The sequence below is a fragment of the Novosphingobium sp. AAP1 genome (assembly GCF_001295765.1).
In the GTDB taxonomy this organism is placed as follows: domain Bacteria; phylum Pseudomonadota; class Alphaproteobacteria; order Sphingomonadales; family Sphingomonadaceae; genus Novosphingobium; species Novosphingobium capsulatum.
The window spans coordinates 765,175-786,976 of sequence record NZ_LJHO01000001.1 but is presented as its reverse complement, the minus strand read 5'-3'; the positions used below and the strand labels follow the sequence as shown (position 1 = coordinate 786,976).

Sequence of the window (21,802 nt, the reverse complement as noted above, 5' to 3'; positions counted from 1 at the left end):
GCTGCAACAAGCCGGAAATTTTTTGCAGTTGCGGGCTTTTGGTCCTGAATCTCGGTCAGGCGTGACAATCAGGCGCGGGGTTGAAAGGCGATGGTCACCTGTTGCGGGGCGGTGCCATCCAGCGCTGCGGCGCTCGACCCGGTGCCCGTCAGCCCGGGCAGCGCCACGGTGCAGGCTTCCTGCCAGCGGTGCACATCGCAGCGCGCGCTGGCGACGGTGTCGCTGGCCGCGCCGGCAAGGCGATAGCGCGCCACTAGCTGGCCCTGGCGCACCTTGGCGGTCTGCACGCCATGGCGGATCATCGCCACCACGGCGAGGTGATCGCCATGCTGCACCACGCGCGGCGTCGCCACGACCACGCCGGCCGGCGGCGGCGCCAGGCTGACCACCGGCAGAATTGCTGCCGTCTGGGCCGCCACGGGCAGGGCGCCCGCGCCGAGCAACAGCGTGGCCAGCGGGAGAAGGACAGGGTGGGGGCAGCGGGGCAAAGCGTTCATGGCGGGTTCCACGGGGACAGGGGCGATCAGACCGTTTCTTCCAAGCCGGACCGGCAGCGGGAGTCAAATTCGCTAACCACGTTGCAAACGCGCTGCACCGTTGCGGGACAGCGCGGCGGGCAATCGTTAGGTTGGATGCTCGTCGGTGTCTTCGTCTGCCCAGATCACGTGGGAATCGATTTCCAGCTTGATCAGGCTGCGGATTGCGGCGCTGCGCGCGGCCACTTCCAAGCGCGCCGCCTCGTGCGCCTGGCGGCGGGCGAGCAGGGCATCGGCCAGATCGATCGCGCCCAGTTGCTGCCCCCGCGCGGTGCGCGTGGCGGCCTGCGCGGTGGAACGGGCCGATGCGGCAATGCCTTCCCACGCGCTGCGCCGGCCGCGGGCATTGGCGAGGTCGCCATCGGCCATGGCTTCCACTTCGCGGCGCACATTGGCGAGGTCGAGCAGGCCGGCACTGGCCTGGGCGCCGGCTTCCTCGGCCAGCGCCTTGCGATAGCCACCACCCAGCGGGATCTGCAGCACCAGGCCGCCGCCGCGTTCCATCCCGCCGCGTTCGCTGAAGGCGCGAAAGCCCACGCTGGGGTCGGCGGTGCGATCCCGCTCTGCCCGCCGCGCCAGGGTGCCCAGCCGCGCCGCCTCGCGATCGGCCGCGCCGATTTCGTGGCTGCGGGCGATGACCAGATCGCGCAGCGTGGCAAGGTCGTTGGCCGGCGTGGGCACCTCGCCCAGCGCGGGTGGCTGATCGGGCAGGGGCAGGTCGGGAAAGTTGGCAGCCAGCAGCGCGCGCGCCTCGTTCATGTCGGCCGCGCTCATCGCGGCGGTGCCCTGTGCCTGGTCGCGCGCGGCGCGGGCCTGGTCCACATCGAGCGCGGCGGCATCGCGCAACTGCTGGCGGCGGGTGACCGCAGCCAGGGCTTCATTGAGCACGGCGACATTGGCGAGATCGACGCGGTGCAACTCGCCCGCGGTCAGCCAGTCGAACCATAGCTGCGAGAGCAGCAGCGCGGCCTGGTGGCGGCTGTCTTCCATGCGGTTGTGCGCCACGTCCACGCCCAGCACCCCGGCCTCGCGATCGAGCGCGGCCTTGCCGGGCAGGCGGATGGGGCGCAGCACCTGGGTATCGAATTCGGCATAGCGGCGCTCGTTGGTCACGTCGCGCGCCTGGATCGTGCCCGTCACCAGCACTTCGTGCGTGCCCTTGGCCAGCGCATTGGCAGCGGCGCGCGCGGCGGAAACGCGCTGGCCGGCGGCCGAGACCGTGGGGTGGTTGTCCAGCGCGGCCACCACCACCGCTTCGGGCGGCAGGTTGGCCGGCGGCACTTCGGGCAGCGGCGCGGCCCAGGCCACAGTCGGCAGCACGACCGCTGGCAGCAGGGCGGCGGTGAGGAGAAGGCAAGCCAAGCGGCGCATCAGGCAATCCTGCCGTGGGAATGGAGGGGGACTGCATGCCAGCGCACCGGGGCGCGGCAGCGGGCAGCGCGCGCGGCATCGACCACGGCGGCGCAGCGGTCTTGCGCCACGATCAGCGTCAGCGCGGCGCGGCGCAGCAGGCCTTCGACCTGCTCGCCCGTGCCGGCGTCGGCATAGTCGTGGCCCAGCACCATTTCGTCAGTGCGGTGCACCGGGGCTGCGGCGGCATCGCGCAGCGCCAGCGCCAGGCCTTCGGCATCGCCACGTGCGCAGTGGAAGGTGAGCAGCAGATCAGCCATGGTGCGCCTCTGTCGGGAGGTCAGTCTGGTTGTCACGCTCGGCCGCGCTTTCCCCGAACCGGGCAAACAGGATCGGTAGCAGCACCAGCGTGAGCAGAGTGGAGGTGACCAGCCCACCGATCACCACGATGGCCAGCGGCCGCTGGATTTCCGAGCCGGGCCCGCTGGAAAACAGCAGCGGCACCAGCCCGAACGCGGTGATGCTGGCAGTCATCAGCACGGGGCGCAGGCGCCGTTCCGCGCCCTGGCGCACGACGTCTGCCATGGGCAGGCCCTCTTCCCGCAGTTGGCGGAAATACGCGACCAGCACCAGCCCGTTGAGCACGGCGATGCCAAGCAGCGCGATGAACCCGACCGAGGCCGGCACCGAGAGATATTCCCCCGAGAGCCACAGCGACACGATGCCGCCGACCATGGCAAAGGGAATGTTGGCGAGGATCAGCCCCGAGGCGCGCAGCGAGCGCAGCGTGGCCAGCAGCACACCAAAGATCAGCAGCAGCGCCATGGGAATGACCAGCATCAGCCGCGCGGCGGCGCGCTGCTGGTTTTCGAACTGGCCGCCCCATTGGATGCGATAGCCTACCGGCAGCGGCACGGCTCGCGCCACCTGCGCCTTGGCATCCTCGACATAGCCGACCAGATCGCGCCCCGAAACGAAGGCCTGGACCAGGGCAAAGCGCGAGGCGTTTTCATGGTCGAGCTTGACTGGCCCGGCCGTGCGCGAAACGTGTGCCATATCGGCGACGCGCGCCACACTGCCCGATGGCGTGACCATCTGCATGTCGGCAAAGCGGGTGGGATCGCTGCGCAAGCTGTCATCGCCACGGATCACGATCGGCACGCGCCGCTGCCCTTCGGCGACGATGCCGGCGGGCATCCCTTCCACCCCGGCGCGCAGAGTGTCTTCCAGCTGATCGACCGGCATGCCCAGCCGCCCGGCCGCGACGCGATCGATGTTCAATTGCAGGTAATCGACGTTGTCGTTGGCCACGGTCAGCACTTCAGTGGCGCCACGCACACCCTTGAGCGTTGCCTGGATACGCGTGGCCAGGTCGGCCAGCACGCGGGTGTCGGGGCCAAAGATCTTCACCGCCAGATCGCCGCGCGCGCCGGTGAGCATTTCGGACACGCGCATTTCGATGGGCTGGGTGAAGGTGGTCTGCACGCCGGGCAAGCCCTCGGTCGCCTTGCGCAGTTCCTCGACCACGAAATCCTTGTTGCCGCGCCATTCCGATTGCGGCTTGAGCACCACGAAACTGTCGGTTTCATTGAGGCCCATGGGATCGAGCCCGATCTCGTCAGAGCCGGTGCGGGCGATCACGTCGGCCACTTCGGGCACGGTCTTGAGCGCGCGCTCCACTGCCATGTCGATCTGCGTCGATTGCGCCAGGTTGATCGTGGGCAGCTTGGTCAGCTGCACGATGACCGAGCCTTCATCCATCGTCGGCATGAAGGTCTTGCCCACTGCGCCATAGGCCAGCACTGCCACGGCGAGGCCACCGGCCGACAGGGCATAGACCAGACCCTTGCGCGCAAAGGCGCCGTCGAGCAGGCGGCGATAGCGCGGGGCCAGCCAGCGCATGATCCATGGCTCGCCATGGTGGCCCTGGCCCAGGCCGAATGAGGCCAGCACCGGCACGAGGGTGAGCGCGAGCAGCAGCGAGCCGACCAGCGCGAACACGATGGTCAGCGCCACCGGGGCAAACAGCTTGCCTTCCAGTCCCTGGAGCGAGAGCAGCGGCAGGAACACCAGGGCAATGATCACGATCCCGGCCGAGACCGGCACGATCACGTCGGCCGTGGCGCGGAACACCTGGTTGAGCCGGGGCAGGCTGTCATTCTTGGCCTGGCCGAGCCGCTCCACCACGTTTTCCACCACCACCACTGCGCCATCGACCAGCATGCCGATGGCGATTGCCAGGCCCCCCAGGCTCATCAGGTTGGCCGAGAGCCCGAACAGGTGCATGAGCAGGAACGTGATCAGCGCGGCCATCGGCAGCGTGGTCGCCACGATCGCCGCCGCGCGCCAATCACCCAGGAACAGCACCAGCAGCACGATCACCAGAATCGTCGCCTCGACCAGCGCCTCTTCCACGGTGAACACCGCGCGGCCGACCAGGTCAGAGCGATCGTAGAATGTGTGGATGGTAGTGCCGGCGGGCAGGGCGTGTTGCAGTTCGGCGAGGCGGGACTTCACCCCCGAAACCACCTTTTGCGCGTCGGCCCCGCGCAGGGCGATCACCAGCCCTTCGACCGTCTCTGCCTTGCCCCCGCGCGACACCGCGCCATAGCGGGTAAGGCTGCCGGTACCGACTTGCGCCACATCGCCCAGGCGCAGCACGCGCCCCTGCGGATTGGCGATGACCAGCGCAGCCAGGTCAGCCTCGGTCTGGATCGCGCCGACGGTGCGCACGATCAGCGCTTCCTCGCCAGTGACCAGGCGGCCGGCGCCATCGTTGCGGTTGCCGCTTTCGATCGCCGCCTTGATCTGCGCGATCGACAGGTGCGCGGCGGCCAGCGCGGTGGGATCGGGGCGCACCTCGAACGTGCGGACAAAGCCGCCCAGCGCGTTGACATCGGCCACGCCGGGCACGGTGCGCAGCGCGGGGCGGATCGTCCAGTCGAGCAGCTCGCGCTTTTGCTGAAGCGACAGGGGGCCATCGATGGTGAACATCAGCACGTCGGATAGCGGCGTGGAAATCGGCGCCATGCCGCCGCTGACCGAACCGGGCAAATCGGCCATCACGCCTGAAAGCCGCTCGGCCACCTGGTTACGCGCCCAGTAGATGTCGGTCCCGTCGACGAAATCGATCGTCACGTCGGCAATCGCGTATTTCGCGGTAGAGCGCAGCACAGCCTGGCCGGGAATACCCAGCATCTCGGTTTCGATCGGCGTGATCACCCGGCTTTCGACTTCCTCGGGCGTCATGCCCGGTGCCTTGAGGATGATCTTGACCTGGGTTTGCGCGATATTGGGATAGGCATCGACCGGAAGGCCGATGAAGGCCCAGGTGCCCAGGAGCGCCACGGCCAGCGCCAGCCCAAGCACGAGCAGGCGATACGAGAGCGAGAGCGCGACTAGCTTGCGCAGCATGGGGCGGGCCTGCTCAGTTCGCTTCGGCCAGCGCCTTCAAGGCGCTGGTGCCATGAACGACGACGGCCTCGCCGGCGCGCACGCCATCCCTGAGGATGACCTGGCCATCGGCCGCGCCCAGGCGGTGCACGGTGCGGCGCTGATAGCCACGCGGCGTGGCGACAAAGACCACCTCGTCCACGCCGATCGTGGTCACTGCGCCTTCGGGCACGCCAACCGCCCCGCCGCTGGCCGCACCCCACACGGTGATCGAGCCGACGCGCCCGGCCACGATGCCGGGATCGGCGGGCAATTGCGCCTTGAGCGTGGCGGAACGGGTGGCGGGATCGATCGCGTTGCCCACCGCCGTGACCGTGCCGGTCACGCTGCCACTGCCACCGGCCACTGGCAGGCGCACGGTCTGGCCCACGCGTACCTGGCCGATCAGCCGCTCGGGCAACTGGGCGGTTGCTTCATAGCGGCCGGCCGCGTCGATCACGAACGGCGCAGTGGTGCCATCGACCGGCATGCCGGCCTGGATATCGGCCTTGGTCACGCGGCCGGCGATCGGTGCGGTCAGCGTATAAGTGCCGCTGCTGCCGCGCGCGCCGACCAGCGCCAGGATGCGCGCCTTTTCGCTGACGTCGGCGCCGGCCTCGGCCGCTACGGCGCGGGCTTCATCGGCGCGGGCCCCGGCGATAATGCCTTCGCGGTTCAATTGCGCCAGGCGCGCCGCGCTCGATTGCGCCACCCCGGCGCGGGCATGGGCGCGGGCGAGATCGGCCGACAGCGTCATCACGTCGCGGCTGGCGACCACGGCCAGGGCCTGGCCCCGCGTCACCGCGTCGCCTTCGACCACCAGGGTGCGCAGCACGGTGCCGGGCAAGGTGGCGGCCACGGCCACGCGGGCATTGGCCGGCGGCGCGATCATCGCCGGCAGATCAGCCAGCGGTGCCTGATCGGCCGCGCGGGCCGGTGCGGTGGCAATGCCAAGCGCCGCCGCCTTGGCCTGATCGACCACGAGCAGGCCATTGGCCGCCGGCGCGCTGGCCGGCGTCTGCGCGGTTTGCGACGTGGCCGGGGTGGGCGTCCGCGTGAACCACCAGGCGCCTGCCGCCGCCACAGCCAAGGCGGCCGCGCCGCCCAGAATCGCCCGTTGTCTTGCCCTGTTCTGCATGGCGCCCAGGTATCGTCCCGGCCTGACGAAAACCTGACGGGGTAGCGTTTTGGTGGTGTTTTCTCAGGCCTCGTCAGGCAAATGCGCGGGAAAACGCAGGATCAGCGTGCGCGCTTCCGGCGCGGTGGCCAATTCTCCGCCATGGCCGGCCATGATCCGCTCGACGATGCTCAGGCCCAGGCCGGCGCCATCGCGGCTGGCATGATCGGCGCGGGCATGGCGCCGCGCCAGCCGGGCCAGCGCTTCGGGAGCAAGCCCGGGGCCTTCGTCTGCCACGCGCAGGCAGCGACCCGGCCCGGCCGCAACCCGCACCAGGCCGCCTGGCGGGGTAACACGCACGGCGTTTTCGATCAGGTTGCGCAGCGCGGCGGCCACGGCCTCGCGGTGGCCGTGCACGGTGATCGCCGCCATCTCGGCTGGCTCGTCCAGCGCGATCTCGCGCCCCTGGGTGATGATCTGTGGGGCGAGCGCGGCCACCACGTCTTCGGCCACGCCGGCCAGGGTAAAGCTTTGCGTGGGTTGCGGGGTGGCGGCCTCTGCCTCGATCTGGGCCAGCAGCAGCAGCTGTTCGACCAGGCGCCGCATCGCCCCGATCTCGCGCCGCAGGTGGGCGCGGTCCAGTGGCTCGGGGCTGTCGAGCTGCATCGCCATGATCGCCAGCGGGGTGCGCAGTTCATGGGCAACATCGGCGGCAAAGGCTTCGTGCTGGGCAGCAGCATCGTCCAGCCGGGCGAGCAGCGCGTTGATCGAGGTGACGAAAGGCGCCACTTCCACGGGCAGCTCGGCATGCGGCAGGCGCAGCCCGCGCCGGGCCGGGGCATGGGCGATGCTTTGTGCGGTACGGTCCAGCGGGCTGAGCGCGCGGTTGATCACCCAGCTCGTTGCCAACAGCGTGGGCACGATCACCACCAGGATCGGCAGCAGCACGTGATCGCGTATCTCGCGCCAGGCCGCTCTGGTGTTGGCGCCGGTCAGATCCTGCGGCGTGATGTCGTATTCCCAGAACAGCGCAAAGATCAGCGTGGCCACGGCAAACACGCAGATCACCGCCAGCCCGGCCGACAGCCGCAGGCGGATCGAGCCGCGCCCCTGGCCCAGCGCGGCGATCATTCCTGCTGGTCCTGCAACAGATAGCCCAGCCCACGGATGGTGTGCAGCATGCTGCCCAGGCCCTTGTCCTCCAGCCGGCGGCGCAGGCGCGAGGCGGCGGCATCGACGGCGTTGGGCGAAACCGCGTCATCGAAGTTATAGAGCGCGTTCTCGATCTGGCTGCGCCGCACCACGCTGCCCGCGCCGCGCATCAGCAGTTCGAGCAGGTCCGCCTCGCGCCGGGCGAGGTCAAGCCGCTGGCCAGCGACGCTGGCCACGCGGCTGGCGGTGTCAAAGCGCAGCGGCCCCACCTCGATCACTGGGTTGGCGCGCGGGCCGGGGCGGCGCAGCAGGGCGCGCAGCCGCGCCGCGATCTCGGCGGTTTCGGCCGGCTTGACCAGGTAATCGTCGGCCCCGGCATCCAGCCCGCCGATGCGATCGTCCAGCCCGCTGCGCGCGGTCAGCACCAGCACGGGCAGCGTCAGCCCTTCGGCCCGGCGCCGTTCCAGCCAGGTGCGGCCATCGCCATCGGGCAGGCCCAGATCGAGCAGCAGCGCATCGAACTGCGCGCAGGCCAATGCGGCATCGGCGTCATCCAGACTGGTCGCGCGATCGCAGACGATGCCGGCGCGCGACAGCCCTTCGCCCATCAGCCCCGCCAGCCGCACGTTGTCTTCCACGATCAGCACCCGCATGGCTGCCGTGTTTAGCCATTAGGCGCCGCCAATGCCATGGTCCTGCAACAATTCCCTGCTGGAGCGGGCCGGCAGGGCACATTCCACTCTGCGATTAATCGCGTGGTGCGTATGACCAATTCTTGACGATTCGCCTGCGCAACCTCTAGCGCGCGCGAAGACTTGCTATGCAACCGGAGTGCGTCCCGTTCGCCAAATTGCCGCCTTGCCCTATCGCACCATCGGTGATGGCCTTTCTGCGCCCATCGAAGTGCTCCTCGTCACCTCGCGCGGGACGGGCCGCTGGGTCATACCCAAGGGCAATTTCGGCAAGAGCGAAGCCGCCCATGCCGCCGCCGCCCGCGAGGCGGAGGAGGAGGCCGGCGTGATCGGGGCGATCTGCCCCGCCGCGCTCGGCCGGTTCGAATACCGCAAGACCCTGCGTTCCGGCGCGTCGGTGATGGTCCAGGTCCAGGTTTTCCCCCTGGCGGTGACCGAGGAACTGCCGCACTGGGCCGAAGGGGAACAACGTACCCGCCAATGGTTTTCGCTTGCTGCTGCCGCCGACGCGGTGGACGAGCCAGACCTGCAGGCATTGATTCGCAGCTTCCGGGCCACGGAATTCCGGGCTCTTGCCACCACCGCACCGCTTGTCCGTCGCTTGGGCAGCGTGAAAGAAAGACTGGGCATGTTTCACTGGTTCCAGAACCTGTTGCCGCGCCAGGGCAACTTCTTCGAACTGTTCGAGGCGCACGGCCAAACCCTGATCGCCGGCAGCAATGCCTTGGCGCGCCTGCTTCAGGGCGGGCCGGGCATGGCCGACCATGTGCGCGAGATTGCCGAGCGCGAGCACGATGCCGACGCGATCACCCGCGAAGTTCTGGTGACCGTGCGCCGCACGTTCCTCACGCCCTTCGATCGCGGCGCGATCACCTCGCTGATCAGCGCGATGGACGATTCGATCGACCAGATGCACCAAACCTCCAACGCGATTTCGCTCTATGAAGTGACCGCGTTCGAGCAGGAAATGGCCGACATGGCCGCAATCATCGTGGAATGCGCGCGCGTCATTGCCGAGGCGCTGCCGCTGCTGCGCTCGATCCACGCCAATGCCGCCCGCCTGCATGAGCTGACCGAGCGACTGGTGCGCCTGGAAGGCAAGGCTGACGAGATCCACGATGCCGGCCTGTCCAAGGCGTTCAAGGCCCATGGCCAGACCGCGCCGATGCAGTTCTTCGTCGCCCGCGAAATCTACAGCCACCTTGAACGCGTGGTCGACCGCTTCGAGGATGTCGCCAACGAGATCGACGGCCTGGTCATCGATCACGCCTAAGGAGCCGGGTTCATGAACCATGTGGCCGTGGCGCTGCCCCTGATCATCGCACTGGTGATCATGGCCTTGGCGTTCGATTTCATCAACGGACTGCACGACGCGGCAAATTCGATTGCCACGGTGGTGTCCACGCGCTTGCTCACACCGGTGCAGGCCGTGCTGTTTGCCGCGTTCTTCAACTTTGCCGCCTATTTCACCTTTGGCCTGAAAGTGGCCGAAACGGTGGGCAAGGGCATCATCGACAAGGACGTGATCACCCCGCAGGTGATCTTTGGCGCTCTGGTCGGCGCAATGACCTGGAACGTGATCACTTGGTGGCGCGGCATCCCCTCCTCGTCCAGCCACGCCCTGATCGGCGGGTTGCTGGGCGCGGGCACGATGCATGCCGGCACCAGCGCGATCGTGTGGAAGGGGGTTACCTCCACAACCTCGGCCATTGTGCTCTCGCCGGTGGTCGGCCTGGTTGTCTCGATGCTGCTGATGCTTTTGTCCTCGTGGCTGTTCGCCAAGGCTTCGGCGCGCACGGCGGAAGGCTCGTTCAAGAAGCTGCACCTCATTTCGGCGGCGGCCTATTCGATCGGCCACGGTGCCAACGACGCGCAAAAGACGATGGGGATCATCGCCGTGCTGCTCTATTCGCAGGGCATGCTGGGCGGCACGTTCCACGTGCCCGGCTGGGTGGTGATCTCGTGCTATATCGCCATGGGCCTGGGCACGCTGTCGGGCGGGTGGAAGATCATCGAAACGATGGGCAGTCGCATCACCAAGCTGTCGCACCACCAGGGCTTCTGCGCCTCGGCCGGCGGCTCGATCATGCTGTTCGCGGCCAGCGCCTTCGGCATTCCGGTCTCGACCACGCACACCATCACCGGCTGCGTCGTCGGCGTCGGTGCCGCCCGCCGTGCCTCGGCCGTGCGCTGGAGCGTGGCCCAGCGCGTGGTCGTCGCCTGGCTTGTGACCATTCCCGCCTCGGCCCTGGTGGGCGCGATCTTCTACGAGATTGCCAAGGTTTTTTGAGCGCTTAGGCGGCGTGGACAAATTCCGCAATGCCACGGTTGCCCTGCAAGAGGCCCTGGCGAGGCGTGAGGCCGCAGGAAGAGTGGGCCTCTTTCAAGGCGGAGCAACGCTGCCAGGGCCTCTTGCAGGGCAACCCCTTCGGGGCTGGACCAAAAACCGCCATTTCCGCGTCGGCTCGTCGCGCAATATTCCCGATATTACGCTTCCTCGCCTCCTTGAACTGGCGGTTTTTGCTTCCAGCCGTGGCACTGCGGAATTTGTCCACGCCGCCTAAGGAGCCGACCGGCTCCCCTGGCGTTGCGTGGCCATGATGTATTTCGAACACGCCGTGGTCGCGCTCGCGCTGCAGTTCCTTATCCGCCGCTGCGGCGGATCGTGGTGGCTGGGCGCGGCGATCGCATCTGCCTATTTCATCGGCCGGGAAGTGGCCCAGGCGGAATATCGCTGGATCGAGATGTTCGGCCAGGGCCGGCGGGCCAATATGCCGTGGTGGGGGCCACTCGATCTGCGCGTATGGCCCAAGCTGGACCAGTGGATTGACTGGATCGGGCCGCTCGTGGCGACCAATGGTCTGGCGCTGATCATGCAGCTGTGGCCGCGCTGGCGCTGAATCCCGGTCGGAACGGTTTCGATCCGCTATTGCGAAGTGTGCGGCGAACGCTATCGCAAACCTTTATGCACCAGCACTCTACGTTGGCGGAGCCAAGCGTGCGAACGTGCGGTCGGAGTTTTGCGTGCCCCCTCGTGACAAACTTTACCTACCCGAAGTCACTCTCTGCGCCGCCACGTCTGTCAACGTTGCAGCGACCGTGTCGGCCTTGCGGGCAAGCCTCGATCAAGTCGCGGTAGCGGACTGTGTGCTTCTCACGGATGCCGATGTCGATCCGGGCGACAGTCGCATTCGCGTGGCCCGCATCGCCCCGCTGCGATCCTCGGCGGCATACTCCGATTTCATCCTGACCAGATTGCTCGATCATGTTTCCACCAGCCACTGCCTTGTCGCGCAATGGGATGGGCATGTGCTGGACGCACGGCGCTGGCAGCCGGCATTTCTGGATTTCGACTATATCGGCGCCAGTTGGCCGCAATTTGCCGATGGGCATGATGTGGGCAACGGTGGTTTTTCTTTGCGCAGCCGCCGTTTGATGGAGGCGTGCCGCAATTGGAACTTCCAGGCGATACACCCGGAAGACATCGCTATCGGTCGTGTCAATCGCCCCTGGCTTGAAGATCAAGGCATGCGCTTCGCTCCGCGCGCTCTGGCCGACCTTTTCTCAGCGGAACGCACTGGCGATAGCAATTCCACATTTGGGTATCATGGTGTGTTCAATATGCCACGCGCTTTGGGTGTGCCCGCTTTCTGGGAAATTTATCGCACACTTGATGATCGCAGCACGATCAAAACCGATTTTTGGCCAATCCTGCGCGCGGTAGGTACCGGAAAGGGTGGGGTAGGGCGTATGCTTCGGATGATGCGTGATTGCATGGGCGCGGCGCCTCATGGCTAAAACGGGGGCCAACCAAGGCGGCGTGTCTGAAAGCTTGCTCGCACGCATTGGATTTCGCGTACGCCTCGTGTGGTGCGTGCTCGCGGTCTATTTTGATGCGCTGCGGATGGAGCCAGCGAAATTTCTTGTCGCGACCAAATGGTGGATACTGCGGAAAAAGGTGAGGGCGCGGGGGCAGTTTGCACCGCTTCTTAGCCGTTCATCACGTGCTTATCCGCTGTGGCTGCTAAAGCGTCACCGCGGTAGATCGCGGGATCTGGGGATTGATCCGCTCGCTGCTGCGGTGATCGCTCTGGTCGATACCTCTGGGCCCCACGACGCCTTGCAGTTGCAGCAAACGATCAAGAGCCTGCACGACCAAGGCGTTGCGTATCATACCGTGCAGGGGGCGTTCCGTAGTATCTTGCCAGCGCTTATAGCCGACTTGGCCAGCAGAGATAGCGCGTGGATAATGCCTATCATGGCGGGGGACAGTCTGGCTTCTGGCGCAATGGCCGCCTATCGGCAAGCTATTGTACAGACACAAGCGAGCATCATCTACGCAGACGACGATTGCATCTCGCCTAGTGGCAAGCGCCATGATCCGCATTTCAAGCCGGACTGGAACGCTCCGCTTTTCGAGTGTTGTGATTACGTTACCGGCGCGTGCCTACTACGGGCAGACCTTCCATTCATGGACACGGCTGCAGACAGAAGAGATTGGGCATCTTGTCTGGTTCGGCAGGCGCTGGACACCACGCCTGTCAAACCCGTTCATGTTCCGGCCGTGCTCCACCACCGATTGCAGCGTCCGCAGCCGATGTTGCCTTTGGCGAAATTGACTTCGCTCGAGTGCTTCCCTTTGGTTTCCGTTATCATTCCCACGCGCAATCGCGTGGATCTTTTGCGCACCTGCCTCGATGGGCTGGCTAGGACTGCCTACCCCAACCTTGAAGTTATCGTTGTCGACAACGACAGTGATGATGTCGCAACGCTGGATTATCTCGCGCGGCTTGATTCTGGGCGATATCGTGTTCTTCGTCATCACGGTCCGTTCAACTACTCCGCGATCAACAATCGGGCTGTATCACAGGCAAGTGGGGAGCTGATCTGCCTGCTTAACAACGATATCGAGATCATTGCTTCCGATTGGCTGGCGATCATGGTGACTGCCGCCCTCAAACCCGATGTGGGGGCCGTGGGAGCAAGGTTGCTGTACCCTGACGGTCGGATTCAGCACGCGGGCGTTGTGATCGGAATGGGCAACGCTGCAGGGCATGCGCATCGGTTTGTGAACCCTGCAGAGGTTGGATACTTTTCCCGGCATAATCTGCCGCAATTCACCACGGCGGTGACGGCGGCTTGCCTGGTTGTCCGGCGCGACCGTTTCTATGCCGCAGGCATGTTGGACGAGGAAAACTTTCCGGTTGCATTTAACGATGTGGATTTGTGCCTGCGGTTGAATGAGATGGGCTGGCAATCCTTTTACGAGCCACGCGCGACGCTGATCCATCACGAATCAGTGTCACGTGGCCGCGATGCTGATCCCATCGGCGCCGCCAGATTTGCCCGTGAACTCGCAGCACTTCAGCAGCGTTGGCATACCGCTGAGTTCGTGGACTCTTATCATCATCCAGATTTGAGCCGGGCCAGCGAAACCTTTGTCATCAGGCTTTGATCTGTAATTGCAGAGCTAGGCGGTGCGATCCCTTGTGGGTTTCATGGATCTGTCCGCACTGGCCGGACCGGAGCCTGGTCGTGCTGTATCGGGTCTCACAGAGGCGAACGTTGCATTGACTCGAAGCGGGCTTGTTGGCCCATCCGGTAACCTTCGCAGATCGTTCGTCCCTGCGTTCCCTCGCGGGACACCGCTCTCGGATCAGCACTGACGCTTCACCGCTGGCAAACAGCTTCTACCTTACCTCATGCCTTGAACAAAGTACCATCGCGCAGCATGGCATGCATGATGACCGCGAGGCGGCGTGCGAGCGCGACGCGGCCCTTTTTCAGGCCGCGACGCTTGGCGATCTTCATGGCCCATGTCTTCAGGGCAAAGGTCTCACGGCTTCGGGTAAGTATCGAGTTGGTGGCTTCGTAAAGCAGTTTGCGCACGGTCCCGTCGCCCTGCTTGGTAATCCGGCCCGTCCAGTCGAGTTCGCCCGATTGATGCCGTCGGGGCACCAGGCCGAAGTAGGCGCCGGCGTTGCGGGATTGTCGGAAGCGGCCTGCCTCATCGACCGCAGCTGCGGAGGCGGCCGATGTCTGCACCCCGACGCGCGGTATGGTCATCAGGATTTCACAGGCCTGTGACTTATTATAACGCGCAACCGCCGATCCATTTCCTTGATCTGTTCCATCAGCTCCGCACGTACCGACAACAAGGAAGCGATGGCGTCACTCAGACCAGGAATGTGGGCGGCCTGCATGATCTTCTCGAGGAATGCCTTTCCTTGGCCAGCGCCAGGGCGATAGGCAAACGTGGCGCAAAGACCGCGGATCATGTTGTCGAACCGGACGCGCGCTTCCACCAGATGGCTCCGCGCGGTGATGACGCTGCGCACACCATGCGCTGCTGGCGACTTGACGTGCACTTCCTTGTAGAAGCCTGTTCGTGCCAGCTGGGCGAGCCCGGCGGCATCGCGTGGATCAGCCTTGTTCGCCTTCATTGCATTCAGGCTCTGGTGCGCCTGGCGGGCATCGATGCACACGACCGCGACGCCCAGTTCGCGAAGGCCCAGGCAGATCGCAGGCGACATGCGCCCTGTTTCGATCACGACTCGCTCGATAGGACCATATCGCTCGAGCATCATCGCGATGGCCTCAGGGGAACTCTCCACCTTCTCCGACACGAGCTTCCGACCATTTTCGTCAACGATGCAGACCTGCGTGGTTTCCATCGACAGGTCCAATCCAGCGGAATGCTTCATGGCTGCTTCCTTCCTTCAGGATTCGACAACCAGAAGTGTGCGCCTCTACCGAGGCCCGAGGGAAGCAGCCGCAATTACACGATGACTCGTACCGAGTTGCGCATATCGCGGGTCTTAGCAGCAGCGATGGAACAGCCGAGTTAGTGCGGCAGCTCTCCGGGCGAGGAAGCGGAGAGGGGGCAGCAAGGCATGCGGTTTCTTGGGGTGTCCACGCCGCCTAAGCACAAAGGTTTGGCGATCTGGCAAAACCAACAGTGCTCTGGTCGTCGTGTTTTATGTTTGCTTGGCTTCCTGCGTACCTTGCGCTGCATGGGCCTATGCCCTAGCGACCACAACGATATGCGCGAGCGCTGGGGACCACTCCGGTGCTCCTTCCGTTTGACGCAGGCATTATGAACGCTGAAACCACCTATCCTGCAGATGCCGCTGCTTCCAAGCAGAGTTCCAAGGCCATGAGTTGGGCGATAAAGAACCGCTGGTTCGTCCTTTTTGTTATAATCCCTACGATATTTTCCGCGATCTATTACGGATTTATTGCCTCGGATATTTATGTTTCAGAGTCGAGGTTCGTCATCAAATCTCCTGACGAGAAACGGCCGCAATTATCCTCTCTTGCCAATCTGATCCAGACCACTGGTCTCTCCGCTGGCCAGGAGCAGTCGAACGAGATTCTTGATTTCGTGCGCTCGCGCGACGCTTTGGCCGCGTTGGAGAAGCAAGCGTCGATCCGTCAGCGCTATGCCCGCGCCGGTGACGCGCTTTCCCGATTTCCAAGTTTGTTTTCGGGCACTTCGTTTGAATACTTGTACAAATATTACACGAAGATGGTCGATGCCGATCTCGATACCCAGACCGGCACAGCTGTTGTTAAGGTTAAGGCCTTCACGCCTGAGGACGCATATCAGATAAACCGCACCTTGCTTTCGTTGAGCGAGGATATGGTGAACCGGCTCAATGCGCGCGCGCAGGGGCGTGGGATCGCCGAAGCCGAGCGGCAGGTTTTGATCGCCACCAATCGCGCCAAACAGATCACCGTCACGCTGACGCAGTATCGAAATCGCTCGGCATTGATTGATCCCAGCAAGCAAGCCGTTGGTGTGTTAGAGATTTCCAATCAGATGGTGGCACAGCGTGCGGCCTTGGCAGCGCAGTTGGCGACGATGGAGCAACAGACGCCGCGCAACCCTTCGATCCCGGCGCTGCGCGATCGCGTCGCGGCAATCTCAGCGCAAATTGCGCAGCAAAACAATCGTGTGGTCGGCGGATCTGGTACTATCGCCTCCAAGCTCGGTAGTTACGAAGATCTGCTGGTGGAACAGAAATTTGCCGATGACAGTTTGACGGCAGCCAACGCTGCGTTGGTCCAGGCTCGTGCTGATGCGCAACGGCAGAAGTTCTATCTCGAGCGGGTGGTGGAGCCTAATCGCCCTGATGAAGCCCTCCTGCCGCATCGCCTACTCAGCATACTGACGATAGCTGCCGTGGCGTTCTGCCTCTATTTTGTTGGCTGGATGCTGGTTGTGGGCATCCTCGAGCACTCGCCCGAGAACTGAGCGATGGCAAAAGACGAATGGGTGCGTTTTCGCAACGGACTGAAGATTCAGGGCCGCGTGATTCATGCTCTCATTATCCGGGAACTTATTACCAGGTTTGGCCGCGAGAATATCGGCTTTCTCTGGATGATGGTCGAACCGCTACTGTTTGCGAGCCTCGTCGCGCTCATCTGGCGCTATCTGCATGGGGCGCAGGAGCATGGGGTAGAGGTCGTTGCCTTTGTGGTGACGGGCTACATTCCATTGACGCTGTTCCGTCACGCTGTGGCGCGCAGCGTGGCGATATTTCAGGCCAACAGCAGTCTGATGTATCATCGACAGATACAAATTCTGGACTTCATTATCGTCAGGTTCGTTATTGAGATGCTGGGCGCAATGATGGCTTTTCTGCTCGTTGCCCTCATTCTAATGGGGCTCGGGCTGTTTCCCATACCCTCCAATCCTGGCCTCATGATCGCTGGATGGCTGGTTTATTGCATATTCTGCTTTTCGTTGTGCCTGATCATAGCGCCTTTGTCAGAAAAGTCGGAAGTTCTCGAAAAGTTCATGCCGGTTACCACATATATCATGATCCCGTTTTCTGGCGCGTTCAGCATGGTTTCCTGGATAACGCCGGGGTTGCGCCACTACATCCTGCTTTCGCCGTTCGTGCATGGCATGGAGATGATCCGCGGCGGAATCTGGGGCAGTAGGGTTGTAGTGTATTACGACGCGCTCTACCCGCTGGGGGTATCCCTGTTCATGGCGGCGATCGGACTGTCGCTGTGCCGTCGCATCCGTTCCGAACTGGTGGTCGAATGATTGACTGCAAGGACGTTTGCAAGTCCTACAAGATGGGACACGGACGCAAGCACGTTCTTCGCAACGTGAATCTGCGCGTCGGCGCAACCGACAAGATTGCCTTCCTTGGGCGGAACGGGGCAGGAAAATCAACTTTTATCAAGATGTTGGGCGGTGTTGAATTGCCTACGTCAGGTTCGATCAAACGCGAGATGTCGGTGTCATGGCCGCTCGGGTTTAACGGTGGCTTTCAGGGAAGTCTCACCGGATACGACAATGCCCGGTTCATCGCTCGCATCTATGGCAAGCCGTATGATTGGATGAAGGATTTCATTGAGGATTTTACCGAGCTTGGCAGGCAGTTGGCCATGCCGGTGAAGACATATTCGTCCGGGATGAGAGCCAGACTTGCATTCGGCTTGTCTCTTGCAATTGATTTCGATTGCTACCTCATCGATGAGATCATTCTCGTCGGCGATAGCAACTTCCGGAACAAATGCCATTACGAGCTTTTCGAGAAAAGAAAGGATCGAGCCTTGATTTTGGCATCTCACGACATGGGTGTGATCAAGGAACTGTGCAATCGCGCGGTCATTTTTCGCGATGGACAGGCGCATGATACCGATGATGTAGAACAGGCAATATTCGATTACGAGCGACTGTGAATATCCTGCCGACAGATATATTGCCAAGTTTTCTTCAGATATTTCGAATATATTCGAGTAAATCAAAACGCCTTAAATTAATCGATCCGCGATGATGCGGCTGCCGCCTTTCGGACGGTGGGAAATTTTTTGCCGGCGATCGAGTGACGTGCTCCCCTGATTGTTACCGATCAGAGGTAGAGTCTCGCTCCTTCATGATGATTGTTTGATGGGATGCCAACGTGTCTGGGGGTATGCCCGTGTGCCCAATGCCCGCTTGCGACCGCCACGACGCCTCACCCGCAGCCCTTCCTCGCGGGAGATCCGCAGTAGCTTCTTGTGGTTGGACGTCATGCCTTCCCGCGCCAGCAGATAGCCCAAGCGGCGATAACCGAACCGGCGGCGTTCTCCCGCCAATTCGCGCAACTGTTGCCGCAGAGGCGCGTCGTCTGGCCTGTTCGGCTGATACCGGACCATCCTGCGGCTCACGCCGACCAGTGAACACGCCCGACGCTCGTTCACCCCATGATGCTCACGGGCATGGGCGACCGCTTCCCGCTTGGCGCCGGGCGGCACCATCTTTTTGATGCCAGATCCTTCAGTACCGCGTTGTCGAGCATCGCCTCGGCCAGAAGCTTCTTCAGGCGGGCGTTCTCTTCCTCGAGCGACCGCAGGCGACGCGCCTCGGACACCTCCAGGCCACCGAACTTCGACTTCCACTTGTAGAAGGTCGCCGAGCTAATCCCGTGGCGCTGGCATACCTCCGCTGTAGCCATGCCAGCCTCCTGCTCCTTCAAGATCGCAATGATCTGTTCCTCGCTGAACCTGCTCCGCTTCATTCCGTCCGACTCCTTCGTGGTCGGACTCTACCATCGGGCGGTCACATTTCAGGGGAGCACGTCATAATCAGTCTATCACGATACCACGGCCGCAGTAGAAATCATCCAGCGCTAGAGACGAAAATATCTTCTGTTCATTTGGCGAAAGACCATGAACGAAGCGGGAGAATAGTTCCTCGCAGCGTGCGCCGTCTATGTGGAGGTTGCTACTCATTCCGCGACGGAAGCAAGCTGCATCATCCACAAATGCCAGAGCACCTCGCTGCATTTCGTGTCGAACAGATCGACCAATATCGACGTATTCGCTGCGCTCACGCAATTCTGCGTCACCGGCAGACGTATAGCGCACGACTTGCTCATCGTCGGCACTCAGCATCTTTTCGAGGAGAAAACTGTTGGTAAACAGCGGCGAAGCTGAAGGGCTGCGCTCCGCAGCGTGAACGAAACATCCCTTGGCAACGACGTTCGCGCTGTGGCCCAGCGCGCTGCCCTTCTGATCGGTCATCATGTAAAGGCCGTGAACCTTATGGTCGAGCAGTTTGATGAGATGCCGCTGGATCGTCGCGCCGTAACCAACATCGACCACTGCGCTCTTGCTCGATCCGTCCAGACCCATGGCTCGATAATATCCCAACGCGTTTTCCCGCTCCATTTTTGCCTGCGCAAAAATGTGGGGGGATACGGCGCGAAGGAACGGGCGAATATGGTCGATGCCACCGTCCTGTATGGTAAGCGGTGCGTTGCGGGCCCACAGGCGGTTTCGTTCCGCCTCCGCCCACGCCTTGGCGTCCAATACCGTGCCGAAGCGCTCGTTGAGAAACATGTCCATCGTCGCGCCGTAAAAATTGTTCGAAGCGGCGATGTGAAAGATATCTTCCATAGTTTCGATACAAGGCACTGTGACGGCGCGACGGGATATCAGCAGATAGTCGCTTTGTAGCATATCTGCGCTGCCGGCCTGCCAGCGATCGAACACGGTCTTCAGAAATTTGCCTTCACGAGCGAGAAAATAAAGGCGATCGATGCCGTGTTCTTTTGCCTGAGCCTGCAGCCATTGGGAAAAGGCCGCGGTTATGGGGCCAAGCAGCCCATAGCCGATGGCGTGCGCATCTGCGCCGAACATGTCTGCGGGCGAGAAATCGGGATAGGTGATGGCCGAATAGTTTTCGGCAGCGATCGCCCCGAACAGGAACTGATCGCCCAACGGTGCGTGCTCGCTGTCCGGCACCACCCCGGCGAAGCGTGGAATCGCTCGCAGTATGTTAGTCGCTTTGACCAAGTGGATGGTCCGGATACCCATGTCTGCTGGAATCTGGAAATCCGAACGCTCATTGTCGCCTACCATGACCATCTCGTGAGGCGCGATTTGTTCATGAGCCAGAATGTGTTCGTACAATTTGCCGCTATCTTTGCGAACGCCTACCTCGCAAGACAGATAGAGTGTGTGCCAGCCGGCGATTGCGCAACGTTGCAGCATCGCTTCGATGGCTTCGCGAGGCAGGAACATATCACTGGCAAGTATGACTTTTTTGCCACTTTGAAGCGCGAATTGAAGAAGTTCGATTCCTTGCTTGCGCGGGCGTACGGATAGGATTTCCAACTCGATCTCGCGATCGGGCGTCAGCTCCGCTGTGCTGTTGGCAGGGCCGACAAGATGCTCATAAATATCGTGGATATCGACATCCCGCGCCTTGGCTTCGCGCGCCGCACCTTCGGCCCGCATGCGCGAGTTCCTGAAATCTGACCAACCGTTCTTTTCGTGTTCCGAATGCAGCAGGCGCTTGACGTAGTCGGCGTCGAGCAGTGGCCGTGTCAGCAGGGTGTCGAAAATATCGAACGCAACGATTTGGGTTTCCGGAGCGGCGACGATGGCGTGAAGGTGCTCGATTGGCCGATCGATAAATTGATTGAGGCGCCAGCGCGACCAACTTGGCGTTTGGGTGTCGCGGACAACCCCGTGTTGGTAGTGCCGTGATGTTGGCACTACCCCCAGCATGCGCTCGATGCAGTGCGCCAGCGTGCCATCGGTCTGCCCCTGTTCGGGGGGGAAGTTTTCCCATTGCAACCCGCCTTCCAGCAGAGGGCGTAATGCGTCGGTCTTTGCCCAGAACATCGAACCGGCCGGGAAATCGAAGTAACCCTCGGGCAATGCATCCACTCCGAAGCGTGGCGCCCATGCGCGGGCGATTCCCGAGTTGGCGAGCCAGGTATTCGCCATGTAAGGAAGGTTATAGAAGCACTGTGGGTATACAATGCCATAACGGCTCGTGTTTAGTGCCCTGAGATATAGGGCGATGCGCCCGGGGCTTTCAAACAGCGAATGGAGAATGTATTCGCGCCATCCGTCTGTTGATCCATTATTATATAAAGATTTTTTTGTCTGAATGTGCGAGATGACGTCATATTTTGCCAAGTCAGCGCCGAATTCAACGACCAAGGGGGCAATGTCGCGCCCGATATTGGGCACGACACGCACATCTACCTTCTTGGCATTCGGAATTGTGCTGAAGACCCGCAAAACGGCTTCACGTGAAGCTTCGTTGGAGGTGGACGCATAAAGGTCGAATGCGCAAGGTATCTGGCCGAGATGGTAAGCAAATTCTTCGGCCAGATCGGCATAGTACATATGGGCATGAACGCCGACGCGAATGCCTTGCACGGCCGAGACATCGATTTCGCCCGGACCCACGAATTCTGCCGGTGCGCGCCCGAGGTAGGAGAGATCGGCGCTGTCATTGAAGTTTGTGTTTTCGTCCAGGCTTTCAATGGCGTCGCGCGCGATTTCGCGCACGAACTCCTCAACCCTGAATTGACGGCCGGTAAAGCGTGCGAACCCGGGCGAGGGCTTGCGGCCAATGCGTGCCCCAAGCCACAGGTAGTGGTATGCCGGGTCGAGCCCGAGGAGGCCGACATCGGCATATTCTTTCAGGTACCAGGCGGCATCAAAGTGCTTCCACTGCCGCACGGCGGAAACTTGTTCTTCCGTGATGATCTCGATCATCG

At 62.7% G+C, this 21,802-nt stretch carries 17 protein-coding genes and 2 pseudogenes; 9 read left to right on the top strand and 10 right to left on the bottom strand.

The annotated features are described in order from the left end of the window. Positions 1-68: 68 nt before the first annotated feature. The 7 genes from IP65_RS03505 to IP65_RS03475 form a co-directional block, all read right to left on the bottom strand. Positions 69-497, bottom strand: coding sequence for a hypothetical protein (locus IP65_RS03505; protein ID WP_156306373.1), 429 nt, complete (start codon positions 495-497; stop codon positions 69-71). 126 nt (positions 498-623) lie between these two features. Continuing rightward, positions 624-1,907: a TolC family protein gene (locus IP65_RS03500; protein WP_054130761.1), complete on the bottom strand. Its 1,284-nt coding sequence runs from the start codon at positions 1,905-1,907 to the stop codon at positions 624-626. Continuing rightward, a complete protein-coding gene (locus tag IP65_RS03495) occupies positions 1,907-2,206 on the bottom strand; it encodes a DUF3240 family protein (RefSeq protein ID WP_054130760.1) in 300 nt (99 codons plus the stop codon). Before IP65_RS03495 ends, IP65_RS03500 begins: the two co-directional genes overlap by 1 nt. Then, complete coding sequence (locus tag IP65_RS03490; RefSeq protein WP_054130759.1) at positions 2,199-5,300, bottom strand: efflux RND transporter permease subunit; 3,102 nt, start codon at positions 5,298-5,300, stop codon at positions 2,199-2,201. Before IP65_RS03490 ends, IP65_RS03495 begins: the two co-directional genes overlap by 8 nt. A 13-nt stretch (positions 5,301-5,313) precedes the next feature. Then, on the bottom strand, positions 5,314-6,456 hold the full coding sequence (locus IP65_RS03485) for an efflux RND transporter periplasmic adaptor subunit (protein WP_054130758.1): 1,143 nt from the start codon (positions 6,454-6,456) through the stop codon (positions 5,314-5,316). A gap of 63 nt (positions 6,457-6,519) precedes the next feature. Next, the gene (locus tag IP65_RS03480; protein ID WP_082349734.1) at positions 6,520-7,566 is read right to left on the bottom strand and encodes an ATP-binding protein; all 1,047 of its coding nucleotides are present in this window, start codon (positions 7,564-7,566) and stop codon (positions 6,520-6,522) included. Continuing rightward, positions 7,563-8,240 carry a response regulator transcription factor gene (locus IP65_RS03475; protein WP_054130757.1) on the bottom strand — a complete coding sequence of 226 codons (678 nt, stop codon included), beginning with the start codon at positions 8,238-8,240 and terminating at the stop codon, positions 7,563-7,565. Before IP65_RS03475 ends, IP65_RS03480 begins: the two co-directional genes overlap by 4 nt. Before the next feature lie 178 nt (positions 8,241-8,418). Here IP65_RS03475 and IP65_RS03470 point away from each other — a divergent pair, with 178 nt between their 5' ends. The 6 genes from IP65_RS03470 to IP65_RS03450 all read left to right on the top strand — a co-directional run bounded on the left by IP65_RS03470 (position 8,419) and on the right by IP65_RS03450 (position 13,734). Next, entirely contained in the window at positions 8,419-9,552 is a 1,134-nt protein-coding gene (locus IP65_RS03470) for a DUF47 family protein (protein WP_231627533.1), read from the top strand. A gap of 12 nt (positions 9,553-9,564) precedes the next feature. After that, positions 9,565-10,569 (top strand): inorganic phosphate transporter, encoded by a 1,005-nt coding sequence (locus IP65_RS03465; protein WP_054130756.1) that lies wholly within the window; start codon positions 9,565-9,567, stop codon positions 10,567-10,569. A gap of 13 nt (positions 10,570-10,582) precedes the next feature. Further along, complete coding sequence (locus IP65_RS21645; protein WP_197279202.1) at positions 10,583-10,843, top strand: hypothetical protein; 261 nt, start codon at positions 10,583-10,585, stop codon at positions 10,841-10,843. Positions 10,844-10,876: 33 nt separating this feature from the next. Beyond that, entirely contained in the window at positions 10,877-11,179 is a 303-nt protein-coding gene (locus tag IP65_RS03460; RefSeq protein WP_054130755.1) for a hypothetical protein, read from the top strand. Positions 11,180-11,378: 199 nt separating this feature from the next. Further along, a complete protein-coding gene (locus tag IP65_RS03455; RefSeq protein ID WP_231627532.1) occupies positions 11,379-12,077 on the top strand; it encodes a DUF5672 family protein in 699 nt (232 codons plus the stop codon). Further along, the gene (locus tag IP65_RS03450) at positions 12,070-13,734 is read left to right on the top strand and encodes a glycosyltransferase family 2 protein (RefSeq protein ID WP_082349732.1); all 1,665 of its coding nucleotides are present in this window, start codon (positions 12,070-12,072) and stop codon (positions 13,732-13,734) included. Before IP65_RS03455 ends, IP65_RS03450 begins: the two co-directional genes overlap by 8 nt. Positions 13,735-13,979: 245 nt before the next feature. Here IP65_RS03450 and IP65_RS20765 read toward each other — a convergent pair. Further along, a pseudogene (locus IP65_RS20765) lies at positions 13,980-14,983 on the bottom strand (IS110 family transposase). A gap of 392 nt (positions 14,984-15,375) precedes the next feature. On the opposite strand from IP65_RS20765, the gene IP65_RS03435 reads away from it, so the two are divergent. Genes IP65_RS03435 through IP65_RS03425 form a run of 3 tightly spaced genes read left to right on the top strand, consistent with a single transcriptional unit; the run spans position 15,376 to position 17,981 of the window. Then, on the top strand, positions 15,376-16,536 hold the full coding sequence (locus tag IP65_RS03435; RefSeq protein ID WP_054130752.1) for a capsule biosynthesis protein: 1,161 nt from the start codon (positions 15,376-15,378) through the stop codon (positions 16,534-16,536). Positions 16,537-16,539: 3 nt separating this feature from the next. After that, complete coding sequence (locus IP65_RS03430; protein ID WP_054130751.1) at positions 16,540-17,337, top strand: ABC transporter permease; 798 nt, start codon at positions 16,540-16,542, stop codon at positions 17,335-17,337. Next, a complete protein-coding gene (locus IP65_RS03425) occupies positions 17,334-17,981 on the top strand; it encodes an ABC transporter ATP-binding protein (protein ID WP_054130750.1) in 648 nt (215 codons plus the stop codon). The genes IP65_RS03430 and IP65_RS03425 overlap by 4 nt, the downstream gene beginning before the upstream one ends. A 216-nt stretch (positions 17,982-18,197) precedes the next feature. On the opposite strand, the pseudogene IP65_RS20760 reads toward IP65_RS03425, so the two are convergent. After that, positions 18,198-18,799: pseudogene (locus IP65_RS20760) on the bottom strand (transposase); the annotation flags it as partial. Positions 18,800-18,866: 67 nt separating this feature from the next. Next, a complete protein-coding gene (locus tag IP65_RS03415) occupies positions 18,867-21,800 on the bottom strand; it encodes a rhamnan synthesis F family protein (RefSeq protein ID WP_054130749.1) in 2,934 nt (977 codons plus the stop codon). Positions 21,801-21,802: the final 2 nt, after the last annotated feature.

Bases quoted from the DNA above. Each gene is read 5' to 3' on its own strand.
- IP65_RS03505 (WP_156306373.1), bottom strand. From the start codon at position 497: ATGAACGCTTTGCCCCGCTGCCCCCACCCTGTCCTTCTCCCGCTGGCC.
- IP65_RS03500 (WP_054130761.1), bottom strand. From the start codon at position 1,907: ATGCGCCGCTTGGCTTGCCTTCTCCTCACCGCCGCCCTGCTGCCAGCG.
- IP65_RS03490 (WP_054130759.1), bottom strand. From the start codon at position 5,300: ATGCTGCGCAAGCTAGTCGCGCTCTCGCTCTCGTATCGCCTGCTCGTG.
- IP65_RS03485 (WP_054130758.1), bottom strand. From the start codon at position 6,456: ATGCAGAACAGGGCAAGACAACGGGCGATTCTGGGCGGCGCGGCCGCC.
- IP65_RS03465 (WP_054130756.1), top strand. From the start codon at position 9,565: ATGAACCATGTGGCCGTGGCGCTGCCCCTGATCATCGCACTGGTGATC.
- IP65_RS03480 (WP_082349734.1), bottom strand. From the start codon at position 7,566: ATGATCGCCGCGCTGGGCCAGGGGCGCGGCTCGATCCGCCTGCGGCTG.
- IP65_RS03425 (WP_054130750.1), top strand. From the start codon at position 17,334: ATGATTGACTGCAAGGACGTTTGCAAGTCCTACAAGATGGGACACGGA.
- IP65_RS03460 (WP_054130755.1), top strand. From the start codon at position 10,877: ATGATGTATTTCGAACACGCCGTGGTCGCGCTCGCGCTGCAGTTCCTT.
- IP65_RS03430 (WP_054130751.1), top strand. From the start codon at position 16,540: ATGGCAAAAGACGAATGGGTGCGTTTTCGCAACGGACTGAAGATTCAG.
- IP65_RS03450 (WP_082349732.1), top strand. From the start codon at position 12,070: ATGGCTAAAACGGGGGCCAACCAAGGCGGCGTGTCTGAAAGCTTGCTC.
- IP65_RS03435 (WP_054130752.1), top strand. From the start codon at position 15,376: ATGAACGCTGAAACCACCTATCCTGCAGATGCCGCTGCTTCCAAGCAG.
- IP65_RS03475 (WP_054130757.1), bottom strand. From the start codon at position 8,240: ATGCGGGTGCTGATCGTGGAAGACAACGTGCGGCTGGCGGGGCTGATG.
- IP65_RS03415 (WP_054130749.1), bottom strand. From the start codon at position 21,800: ATGATCGAGATCATCACGGAAGAACAAGTTTCCGCCGTGCGGCAGTGG.
- IP65_RS03495 (WP_054130760.1), bottom strand. From the start codon at position 2,206: ATGGCTGATCTGCTGCTCACCTTCCACTGCGCACGTGGCGATGCCGAA.